General features: G+C 72.2%; 11 protein-coding genes and 1 riboswitch. Of the genes, 2 read left to right on the top strand and 9 right to left on the bottom strand.

Annotation, left to right across the window (positions count from 1 at the left end; translation table 11 throughout):
• Nucleotides 1-80: 80 nt before the first annotated feature.
• The 4 genes from rox to AB0B35_RS23710 all read right to left on the bottom strand — a co-directional run bounded on the left by rox (nt 81) and on the right by AB0B35_RS23710 (nt 4,403).
• Nucleotides 81-1,508 carry a rifampin monooxygenase gene (gene rox, locus AB0B35_RS23725; RefSeq protein ID WP_361048996.1) on the bottom strand — a complete coding sequence of 476 codons (1,428 nt, stop codon included), beginning with the start codon at nt 1,506-1,508 and terminating at the stop codon, nt 81-83.
• 203 nt (nt 1,509-1,711) lie between these two features.
• Nucleotides 1,712-2,341 (bottom strand): response regulator transcription factor, encoded by a 630-nt coding sequence (locus AB0B35_RS23720; RefSeq protein WP_361049118.1) that lies wholly within the window; start codon nt 2,339-2,341, stop codon nt 1,712-1,714.
• A 22-nt stretch (nt 2,342-2,363) separates the two neighbouring features.
• Nucleotides 2,364-3,470 (bottom strand): DUF5931 domain-containing protein, encoded by a 1,107-nt coding sequence (locus AB0B35_RS23715; RefSeq protein ID WP_361048994.1) that lies wholly within the window; start codon nt 3,468-3,470, stop codon nt 2,364-2,366.
• A gap of 51 nt (nt 3,471-3,521) precedes the next feature.
• A complete protein-coding gene (locus AB0B35_RS23710) occupies nt 3,522-4,403 on the bottom strand; it encodes a hypothetical protein (protein ID WP_361048992.1) in 882 nt (293 codons plus the stop codon).
• 137 nt (nt 4,404-4,540) lie between these two features.
• Between AB0B35_RS23710 and AB0B35_RS23705 the strand changes: the two genes are divergently transcribed.
• A complete protein-coding gene (locus AB0B35_RS23705) occupies nt 4,541-5,173 on the top strand; it encodes a hypothetical protein (RefSeq protein WP_361048990.1) in 633 nt (210 codons plus the stop codon).
• Between the two features lie 149 nt (nt 5,174-5,322).
• Here the strand turns inward: AB0B35_RS23705 and AB0B35_RS23700 are convergent, their stop codons facing one another.
• The gene (locus AB0B35_RS23700) at nt 5,323-6,108 is read right to left on the bottom strand and encodes a phosphotransferase (RefSeq protein ID WP_361048988.1); all 786 of its coding nucleotides are present in this window, start codon (nt 6,106-6,108) and stop codon (nt 5,323-5,325) included.
• A 38-nt stretch (nt 6,109-6,146) separates the two neighbouring features.
• Nucleotides 6,147-6,348: riboswitch (cobalamin riboswitch) on the top strand.
• Nucleotides 6,349-6,383: 35 nt separating this feature from the next.
• Here AB0B35_RS23700 and bluB point away from each other — a divergent pair.
• Nucleotides 6,384-7,013 carry a 5,6-dimethylbenzimidazole synthase gene (bluB, locus tag AB0B35_RS23695; protein WP_361048986.1) on the top strand — a complete coding sequence of 210 codons (630 nt, stop codon included), beginning with the start codon at nt 6,384-6,386 and terminating at the stop codon, nt 7,011-7,013.
• Between the two features lie 9 nt (nt 7,014-7,022).
• Here bluB and AB0B35_RS23690 read toward each other — a convergent pair whose 3' ends face one another.
• From AB0B35_RS23690 to AB0B35_RS23675, 4 genes are all read right to left on the bottom strand, one after another.
• Nucleotides 7,023-7,535, bottom strand: a complete 513-nt coding sequence (locus AB0B35_RS23690) for a hypothetical protein (RefSeq protein ID WP_361048984.1) — start codon at nt 7,533-7,535, stop codon at nt 7,023-7,025.
• Nucleotides 7,536-7,708: 173 nt separating this feature from the next.
• On the bottom strand, nt 7,709-8,503 hold the full coding sequence (locus tag AB0B35_RS23685) for a class I SAM-dependent methyltransferase (RefSeq protein WP_361048982.1): 795 nt from the start codon (nt 8,501-8,503) through the stop codon (nt 7,709-7,711).
• Nucleotides 8,504-8,578: 75 nt separating this feature from the next.
• Nucleotides 8,579-8,983, bottom strand: coding sequence for a superoxide dismutase, Ni (gene sodN / locus AB0B35_RS23680; RefSeq protein WP_361048980.1), 405 nt, complete (start codon nt 8,981-8,983; stop codon nt 8,579-8,581).
• A complete protein-coding gene (locus AB0B35_RS23675; protein ID WP_361048978.1) occupies nt 8,983-9,492 on the bottom strand; it encodes a flavin reductase family protein in 510 nt (169 codons plus the stop codon). The genes sodN and AB0B35_RS23675 overlap by 1 nt, the downstream gene beginning before the upstream one ends.
• Nucleotides 9,493-9,626: the final 134 nt, after the last annotated feature.

Below are 9,626 nucleotides of genomic sequence, written 5' to 3'. Positions count from 1 at the left end.
CCCTACTCTGTGGGGGGCCCCGGTCACACTCCCCCCCCCGGGGGGGGGGGGCGCCCCGCCCCCCCCCCCCCCGCCGCTGTTCAGCCGATGGCCGCGCCGAACCAGCGCGGCAACTGCTCCAGCAGCTCCTGCTGGTCGTCGCCGACCCAGGCGACGTGGCCGTCCGGCCGCAGGAGCACGGCGGGCACGTCGAGTTCTTCGCTGACGTCGACGACGTGGTCGACCAGATCCGCCCAGCCGTCGACCGACAGCCGGCCGGTCTGGTCGAGCAGCAGCCCGCGGCCCGCGTGCATCAGCCCGTACAGCCGCCCGCGCTTCAGCTCGACGTCGCGCAGCCGCCGGCCGAGCAGCTCGTGGCCGCCGCCGAAGTCGTAGCGGATCCCGATCCCGGTGATCTTCTCGATCAGGTGCCGGTTCACCTGCTCGAAGTCCATCAGCTCCGACATCAGCCGGCGCACCGCCTGCGGGCCCGGCTCGGTGGACATGAGCGTCATCTGCGCCCGGGTGTTGTTCAGCACGTCGGCCGCCACCGGGTGCCGTTCGGTGTGGTAGCTGTCCAGCAGTCCCTCCGGCGCCCAGCCGTTCACCTCGGCGGCCAGCTTCCAGCCGAGGTTGAACGCGTCCTGGACGCCCAGGTTGAGGCCCTGCCCGCCGGTCGGCGGGTGGATGTGCGCCGCGTCGCCGGCCAGCAGCACCCGGCCGACCTGGTAGCGCTCGGCCTGCCGGGTCGCGTCGCCGAACCGGGACAGCCAGCGCGGCGAGTGCACGCCGAAGTCGGTGCCGGCGATCGCCCGCAGCTGCTGCCGGAACTCGTCCAGTGTCGGGGCCGTCGTACGGTCCTCGGCCACGCCCTCGGCGGGCACCACGACCCGGTACACCCCGTCGCCCATCGGGCCGAGGCCGAACCGCTTCTGGGTCTGGCGGACCTCGGCGACCACGGCGGCCACCTCGTCCGCCGGCATGGTCGCCGCCATCTCGCCGAGCAGCGTCTCGGCCGTGGCGGGCTCGCCGGGGAAGCCGACGCCGAGCAGCCTGCGCACCGTGCTGCGGCCGCCGTCGCAGCCGACGAGGTAGCGCGAGCGCAGCCGCGTGCCGTCGGCCAGCTCGACGGTCACCCCGCGGTCGTCCTGGCTCAGCCCGGTCAGCTCGCTGCCGCGCCGGATCTGCGCGCCGAGTTCGGCGGCGCGTTCGGCCAGCAGGCGGTCGGTGGTGGGCTGCGGGATGCCCAGGACGTAGCCGTGCGCGGTGTCCAGCCGCTCCGGGGAGGGCTTGTCGATCCCGGCGAAGAAGCTGCCGAGCGGATACTTCTTGCCCTGTTCGAGGAACCGGTCCAGCAGCCCGCGCTGGTCCATGACCTCGATGCTGCGCACGTGCAGGCCCAGCGCGCGCACGTAGGCGGCCGGTTCGGTCTCCTTCTCCAGCACGAGCACCTGCACGCCGTGCAGCCGCAGCTCGCAGGCCAGCATCAGGCCGGTGGGCCCCGCCCCGGCGACGATCACGTCGATCATGAATTCCCCCTGACCGCACCGCGCGCCGCAGCAAGTGATGAAAGCGCGCGTACTTCGCGAATACCTGATTTCCGCAGGTTCTGGTGTCGGCTGGAGATTCTGCTGCATGACGGGGGTCTTGCCGCAAGACCGGGGGTGCGGTATACGTTAATAGTGGCAGGGAGAGTGTTCTTCTTGCCTTTTCTGTTGCCGGGGAGCAGCGCTCAGTCGTCGAGGCCCTGCTCGATGGCGTAGCGGACCAGCTCCACCCGGTTGTGCAGCTGCAGCTTGCCCAGCGTGTTCTGCACGTGGTTCTGCACCGTGCGGTGCGACAGGGTGAGCCGCTCGGCGATCTGCCGGTAGGTCAACCCCTTGGCGACCAGGCGCAGCACCTCGGTCTCCCGCTCACTGAGCCGCGGCGCGTCCGGGCCGTCCCCGGGCGCGGCCGCGAGCCTGCGGTACTCGCCCAGCACCAGGCCGGCGAGCCCGGCCGTGAACACCGCGTCGCCCTCGGCGGTGCGCCGCACCGCGTCCAGGAACTCCTCCCGCGCGGCCGACTTCACCAGGTAACCCGCCGCGCCGGCCTTGACGGCGTCGAGCACGTCCTGCTGCTCGCCGCTGGCCGACAGCACCAGCACCCGCACCTGCGGCAGGGCCGCGACCAGGCCGCGGATGACCTCCACCCCGGACAGGTCCGGCAGCTGCAGATCCAGCACGACGACGTCGGGGCGCACCGACGGGCCGATGCGCACCGCCTGCCCGCCCTCGCCGACCGCGGCCACCACCGTGTACCCGGCGTCGGTCAGGTCACGGGCCACGCCGTCACGCCACATCGGATGGTCGTCGACCACCATCACGTCCACCACGCGCGTCAGCCTAGCGGGGCAGCGGCACCCGCAGTTCCACCTCGGTGCCCTGGCCGGGCCCGCCGGTGATGGCGACCGCGCCGCCCAGGTCGCGGATGCGGCCCTGGATCGACTGCGCCACCCCGAGCCGTCCCGACGCCGCCGCCTCGGCGAGCCGGCCCGGTGCGATTCCCGGCCCGTCGTCGCGGACCGACACCGTGACCGCGTCCGGTTCCTGCTCGACCAGCACCCAGGCCCGCGCCTCGGGACCGCAGTGGACGGCCACGTTGTCCAGCGCGCTGCCGGCCGCCGCGGCGACCTCCGCCGCGACCGCCGCGGGCAGCAGCACCGCGGTCGCGGGCATGGCGACGGTGACCCGCGGGGAGCCGTACCGTCCCAGCAGCAGGCGCAGGTCCGCGCTGCCCGCGGCCGCCGCCTCGTCCTGCACGCCCACCAGCGAGCGCAGCACCGCCTCCTGCTCCCCGGCCAGCCGCCCCAGCTCCGCGGCCTCGCCGCCCAGCTCCGTGCCGCGCCGCTGCACCAGGGCGAGCACCTGCAGCACGGAGTCGTGGATGCCGCGGGCCAGCCGCTCGCGCTCGCGGGTCGCGGCGTCCAGCTCCACGGCCCGCTGCATCCGGGTCTCGGCGTCGTCGGTCAGCCGGGACACGTACCCCATGACCCCGCCCGCGAGCAGCAGCAGCACCGTGCCGTTCGCGGTCGCGGAGGTGATCTCGCCGCGCAGGAACAGATCGGCCGCGCCGAGGATCAGCGCGGCGATCCCGCCCGCCCGGCGGCCGCCGCGCAGCGCCCACACCAGCACCGCACCCGCGACCCACGCCATCGGCAGCGTCGGACCGCCCGAGGCCAGGCGTTCGGCGGACACGACCAGGTTGGACGCGAGCAGGCAGGCCAGGGTGACGACCAGGTCGGCCGCCAGCCAGGCCCGGTTGCGACCGGCGGGATCGTGGTAGCGCACGCCGGTGACGGCGGTCCAGGCGGTCATCGCCGCGAGCACCGCCCAGCCCAGCCAGGGCCGGGTGAAGTCGCGGAACCCGGCCAGCATCAGGATCGTGGCGTACACCAGCGCGGCCACCCGGAACACGGTGACGGCCCGCCACAGCGGCGCCTGCAGTCCCACCGGCGGTCTCCTTTCCGCAGCCGTCGAGCCGCGCCGAGTGGCCGTCCGGGATCACGCCGTCCGGGATCGCGGCGCGTCGGCCGCCCGGGTCGAGCGCACCCGGTGCCAGATCTCGTCCGGGCAGTACGCTACATCCCGGCGTCGCAGGTCGAACCGGCTCACCCGCCGGACCACGAGTTCGAGGAAGCCGTCCTCGACGGCGTACGGGTCGGCGCTGCCGGTCCAGAACGGAACGTGATCGCCGCGGTGGGACTTGTCCTTCGACGTGATCTGCAGGACCTCCAGGTGGTCCGGATACACACGCAGCACGACGAACGGCCGGTCCTTGGACCCGTCGCCGTCCCGGAACTCGATCTCACCCCACCAGATCTCCTGGGGTCGCGGGTCGGCCCACACGGTCGGGCGCTGCGGCGCGGCCTGCGTCCGGCGCGGCAGCTTGCGGTCGAGCAGCCGCAGCACGAAGTAGAACACCAGCGCCGTCGTGCCGGCGGCCACCGGACCGACCAGCGGCAGCGACGTCTCCAGCGTCAGCGGCTGCTTGCCGGCCGTGACCGGCGGCACCGTGCCGCCGAGATACCGCTGGTGCAGCAGCAGCGCCAGCAGCGCCAGGCCCGCGGACAGCGCCGACAGGACGCCCGCGCGGACCAGGTGGACGCGGTGCCGCGGGTACACCCGGCCACGCCCGGCGAACCGGACCACCAGGTACGCCACGATCGGGGACAGCGCCACACCCGCCCACCACGACGGGTACGCGGCGATCTGCGCAGGGTCTCGGACCAGCAGGAACGCCACGATCGCGGGCGAGGCCAGGACGGTGCCGGGCAGGGAGACGGCCAGACTCGCCAGCAACGGCCCCACCAGGAACAGCATCAGACACCCGCACCCAGATGGGTTGTCGCGCCGCGCCATCGGCAGTTCCTCCAGTTCGGACAATCACGTGATCGTAACGAGGTCGCCGGTGGAAGGGTCGCCGGAGGTGCCGCCCACCAGACGGCCCGGCCGTCCGAGCGGACCAAACCGGGGGAAACGCCACGGGCACGACAACTGTGAAAAGTGTCTAACATGGCGCGATGAGCGAACAGATCCACCAGCCGACGCCATCCGTGACGCCGCCGCCGCCGGCGCAGCCCGTCGGCCGTCCATGGTGGTTGCTCATCGGCGCCGGACTCGGTGCGATGGTCGCGGCCTGCCAGCTGGCGGTCCTCATCGGTCCGCTGCTCGGCTCCGTCCGGTACGCCCTCGGCCTGCCAGCGACCGGGCTCGCGATCGTCCTCGTCGCACAGCTGGCCGCCGTGGCTTCGGGATTCGCGGGCGGGTACCTGCTCGGGCGGCGAGCACCCGCGGCAGTGACCGGATCGGCGCTCGTGCTGATGCTGCTCGGCGTCGTGGCCGCGGCGCTGGCGGGTTCCGCGGCCATGCTGACGGTCGCCGTGCTGCCGGCAGGCCTAGGACAGGGAGCGGCGCTCGGCACGGGGGCCGGACTGACGGGCGAGGCAGGCGAGCGGCGGGCCCAGGTGCGACTGGGCCTCGGACTCGCCCTGTTCGGCGCGCTCGCGGTCGGAGCGCTGCTCGGCTGGTTCGCCACTCGCTCCCTGAGCTGGCGGTTGGCCTGCCTGGCGACCGTGCCGTCGGTCCTCGTCGCGCTGCTCGCGACGGTGGTCATCGCCGTGGCCACGTCGGCGCGGGGCACCCGGGCACCATGACACCTCGCGCCGACCGGTGACCTCGCCTGGCGCCGTTCTCGCCACGCCTGTCCGATGAGGCGCGGACCGCGGAACCGGCCGCGACCGCAAAGGGTCGCCGGGCATCAGCGATGCTCCGCTCGCGGTCGGCGCCGCCGCAAGGCGCGGCTCTACAGGCGGGATTCCAGGTCGGCGGAGACGTCGTGGAGCCACCGCAGCTGACCGGCGTAGTACTCCAGGGAGGCGGCCGCTTCGGCCGGTTCGAGCGGCGCGTACTTGACGCGCTCGACCTCGTGCAGTTTGGCCCGTTGCAGGGCCGGCAGCAACGCCTGCCGGTCGGCGAGCCCGTACGCGTCGGCGAACTGGCGAAGCCGCCTCGGCAGGTCGGGCAGGGGATCGAAGCCCGCTTCGCGTAGCTGCCCGGGTGGGCACAGCGGCACGAAACTCCACGCGGCCGCTGCCAGGTCGTCGAGCGGATCGACCGGCTGCGCGGCGTCCCAGTCGATGAACGCCACCGGGATTCCCGCCCGGTAGACGGTGTTCCACGGGCCGAGGTCACCGTGGGAGACGATCTGCCCCGGGCGGGGCGCACAGGGATGGAAGCGGTAGCCGGTGAGCGTCGGGCGGAACCCGGCTGCCGCGTGGTGCAGCCGCCTGATCAGCTTCGCCGCTTCGGTCAGGGCCCGGTCCGTGCGGGCGTACGCCGGCAGCCGGGCACCACGGCCGGGCTGCCACTGCGGATCCACCGCGACGTCCCCGGACAGGTACGTCAGAACCTCGCGACCGTCCTCGACACCCACCAACCGCGGCGAGCCGGCGAATCCGACCGACTCCAGATGGCCGAGAAACTCGTGGACCGCCGGGGACCACGAGCCCATCGGCCGGTGGACGTGGCCGCCGCGACGCACGATGCCGACGGTCATCCGGCCGCCCACCAGCGTTTCGTCACCGTACATCGGTCAAGTATCTCGGTTGTCGGCGGTAACGTGTCCGGTGGCACGAACTGTTGCGAGGTGCCTCGCCGCTGGGCGGGGAGAATCGGGAAGCCGGTGAGAATCCGGCACGGGCCCGCCGCGGTGACCAGGGAGCTGCCGCCCACGCGCTGTACGCGCAGCCACTGGCCTGACCGGCTGGGAAGGCGGGCGGAGGGCGTCGATCTGGGAGTCCGAAGACCGGCCTCGCGCCCACGGCCCCGGCCTGCCCGGAGCCCGAACGCAGCGGGAGCCTGCCCATGGACAGCGAGTTGTACGACGTCATCCACCGTCGCCGGGACGTGCGTGGACAGTTCACGGGGGCGGCGATCCCGGCCGAGGTGCTGGCCCGGGTCCTGGATGCGGCGCATGCCGCGCCCAGCGTGGGCCTGACCCAGCCATGGGACTTCATCGTGGTGCGTGACCGGCGGGTGCGGGAGGCGTTTCATCAGCACGTACACCGGGAACGTGAGGTGTTCGCCGCCACGCTGGACGCCGAGGCCGCCGAGCGGTTCGCCCGGATCAAGATCGACGGGGTGCTGGAGTCGACGCTGTCGGTCGTCGTGACCTATGACGCCGACCGCGGGGCTCCCGCGGTGCTGGGACGGCACGCGATCGCCGACGCCGGACTGTACTCGGTCTGCCTGGCCATCCAGAACCTGTGGCTGGCGGCCACGGCGGAGCAGCTGGGCGTCGGGTGGGTGTCGTTCTACCGCGAGGAGTTCCTGCGGGATCTGCTCGCCATCCCGGCCGGGATCCGCCCGGTCGCCTGGCTCTGCCTCGGCCCGGTCACCCATCTCGAAGCCGTGCCCGACCTCGAACGGCACGGCTGGCGCCGCCGTCGGCCGCTGGACGAAGCCGTCCACACGGACCGGTGGACACCGCGCTGAGCGTGGCGGTCACAGGATGAGGTCATCGCACTCGGGACCGGGCGTCAGGAAGCTCACGTCGTGACTCGACTGCTGCAGCCGGGAGACGCCCAGCACGGAGAAGCGCAGCTCCATTCCCCCGAGCAGGCGTTTACGGCAGGGCTCGTCGTCAGGTGTCCGAATCCGCAGCGTGAACACCACGACGAACTCGGCTCCGGGGCCGATCGCGGCCGGGAAGGGGCGGAGATCGCCGCCGGCGGTCTCGATCCGCGCGTCCTCGATGGTGATGACATCCGAGCCGTCGTCGATGCCCTCCACCGTGACCGGCAGCGCACTCGGGTTACGCATCGAGAATCGCACCGGGTATCGGAGGTCGGGGCCCAAGGCATAACTCATGTCCATCTCACTGCTTCCGGTCCGACGATCTGCCGGCCGCGGACCGTCGAGGACGAGACCGCCGGGTGCCAGCTCGTAGAACCGAGCCACCACCTGCCACGTGCCGCCGACCAGCAGCACCAGCACGACGGCCCCGATCCGCAGCACGGTTGCCCACCCTGGGTCCCGCCTGGGCATGGGTGTGACGTCGTGCCGAGAGGGTCGCCCGGCCGCGGCCACAACGGATCGACCTCCGGCATCACCTGAAGGGCGGAGTTCCGGTGCGCCGAGGCGTCGGCCGGGACCGGAGTCTCTTCCGCGGCACCAGTCACCGCCGCAGCCTAGACATGGTCGGCGGATTGCGTCGTCCCTGCTGAGGCTGTGATGAGCACGGTGTGCTTGCGTACGCGGAAGCTGCCGCCGGCATCGATCCGGGCCTGGACGTGGTTACGGGCCGCGGCGAACTGCTCCGGCGTGAGCGGTTCGGACGACAGGCTGGCGAGATAGGTGAGGACCGGGTCGGGGTTGGGGACTTCGAGGTCGCCGTGGTAGCGCTGGACCGAGACGTCGGCGAAGAGGCGCGCCATGTAGCCGGGACCGGTCTCGGCGGTGAAGTCGTTCTGGGTGGCGTGCAGGGTGAGATCGGGACGACCGATCGCGGGTCCGACGGCGTTGAGTTCTTCGAGGTGGTCGCGGCCGTTCACGGCGACCGCGAGCCGACCGCCCGGACGCAGCACCCGGGCGAACTCGCGCAGCGCGGCAGCCGGGTCGTCCAGGTGGTACAGCATGTGGTTGGCGATCACGGTGTCGAAGGTCGCATCGCCGAACGGCAGGTGCGTCGCGTCGCACTGCTGCACGTGCGCCTTTGGGACGGTGCGCAGCTGCTCGCACATGGCGGCGGAGAAGTCCGTCAGCGTCAGCCGGGCCCCTCTCGCGACGTGGTCGACGTGGGTCCACAGTTCGCCGGTGCCGGCGCCGACTTCGAGCACGTCGCCGACCAGCGGGAGCCGTTCGCCGAGCCAGGAGAACCAACTCTGCGGGTTCGTGCCGTAGGCATGCAGCGCGATCCGAGCGGTGAGGTTGCCGGTCGTCGTCGCGTACTGGCTGACGGCATGTGTGGACGGCGTCGGGACCATCGCTGCATCGTAGGCGGAGCTGAGTTCCGGCAGGGGGCACCTCGCTCGGGCGGTCGCGGGGTGCCCCGTCGCCGCTCAGGCCTGCTTGGTCTCCCAGAAGATCTTGGAGATCTCCTCGATCTTGCCCAGCAGTTGCTCGGCCACGGCCGGGTCGGCCTGACCCTTGGTGCCGGCGGCGCCGGACAGCTTGGTGGCCTCGTTGAACAGCTGGTTCAGGTTCGGGTACTTCTCGAAGTGCGGGGCCTTGAAGTAGTCGGTCCACAGCACCCACAGGTGGTGCTTGACCAGCTCGGACCGCTGCTCCTTGATGATCAGAGCCCGGGTGCGGAACTCCGGGTCCGTGTTGGCCTGGTACTTCTCGCAGATGGCCTTGATCGACTCGGCCTCGATCCGGGCCTGGGCCGGGTCGTACACGCCGCAGGGCAGGTCGCAGTGGGCGCCGGCGACCAGGCGCGGGCGCAGCAGGTGGGACAGTCGCATCAGGTTGCCTCCGGTGACAGTGGTGAGGTGTGGAACCTCCTGGCGTGGTAGATCAGCTGCCCGTCGTCGGGTCCGTGGAAGACGTCGAGGACACCGGCGACGACGACGGTCGCGTCGCCGACCGGGACCTGCCGCAGCGGCCTGACGCGAAGCGCGGCCAGCGCGCCGGGCAGGAACGGCTCCCCGGTCGGCAGCGTGCTCCACCCCTGTTCGGCGGTGAAACGGGGCCCGCCCGCGCGGGAGAAGTCCCGGGCCACCGCCACGTGCGCCGGCCCCAGCAGGTGGACGACCAGGCTTTCGGCCTGCAGCAGGTGCCGTGCCGACCGGGTGCCCATCACGGAGAAGGACAGCGCCGGGGGCGTGAGCGACACCGAAGCGACGCTGGAGGCGGTCAGCCCGACCGGGCCTTGCGGCCCCGCCGCGCAGATGACGGCGACCCCGGTCGGGTAGCGGCCGAACGCCTCCCGGAACCGGATGCCCACCGGTTGCGGGGCAGCTGTGTGATCCACAGCCGCGACGCTAAAACCTCAACCGCACTTGATGTCAAACTCCCGGCCGGATGAGGCATACGTCTCCGCGCGCTCACATCTTTTTTTTTTTTTGCCCATAAAAAAATTTTTGTGAGAGGGAGGCGGGGGCGCAA

The sequence above is a fragment of the Catellatospora sp. NPDC049133 genome, from assembly GCF_040648455.1.
Taxonomy (GTDB): domain Bacteria; phylum Actinomycetota; class Actinomycetes; order Mycobacteriales; family Micromonosporaceae; genus Catellatospora; species Catellatospora aurea.
Note: the sequence above shows the minus strand (reverse complement) of the source record. Positions and strands in the feature narration are given on the sequence as shown.

Excerpts from the sequence above, each read along its gene's own strand:
- AB0B35_RS23700 (WP_361048988.1), bottom strand. The coding sequence starts at position 6,108 with ATGTACGGTGACGAAACGCTGGTGGGCGGCCGGATGACCGTCGGCATC.
- rox (WP_361048996.1), bottom strand. The coding sequence starts at position 1,508 with ATGATCGACGTGATCGTCGCCGGGGCGGGGCCCACCGGCCTGATGCTG.
- bluB (WP_361048986.1), top strand. The coding sequence starts at position 6,384 with ATGGACAGCGAGTTGTACGACGTCATCCACCGTCGCCGGGACGTGCGT.
- AB0B35_RS23720 (WP_361049118.1), bottom strand. The coding sequence starts at position 2,341 with ATGGTGGTCGACGACCATCCGATGTGGCGTGACGGCGTGGCCCGTGAC.
- AB0B35_RS23685 (WP_361048982.1), bottom strand. The coding sequence starts at position 8,503 with ATGGTCCCGACGCCGTCCACACATGCCGTCAGCCAGTACGCGACGACG.
- AB0B35_RS23705 (WP_361048990.1), top strand. The coding sequence starts at position 4,541 with ATGAGCGAACAGATCCACCAGCCGACGCCATCCGTGACGCCGCCGCCG.
- sodN (WP_361048980.1), bottom strand. The coding sequence starts at position 8,983 with ATGCGACTGTCCCACCTGCTGCGCCCGCGCCTGGTCGCCGGCGCCCAC.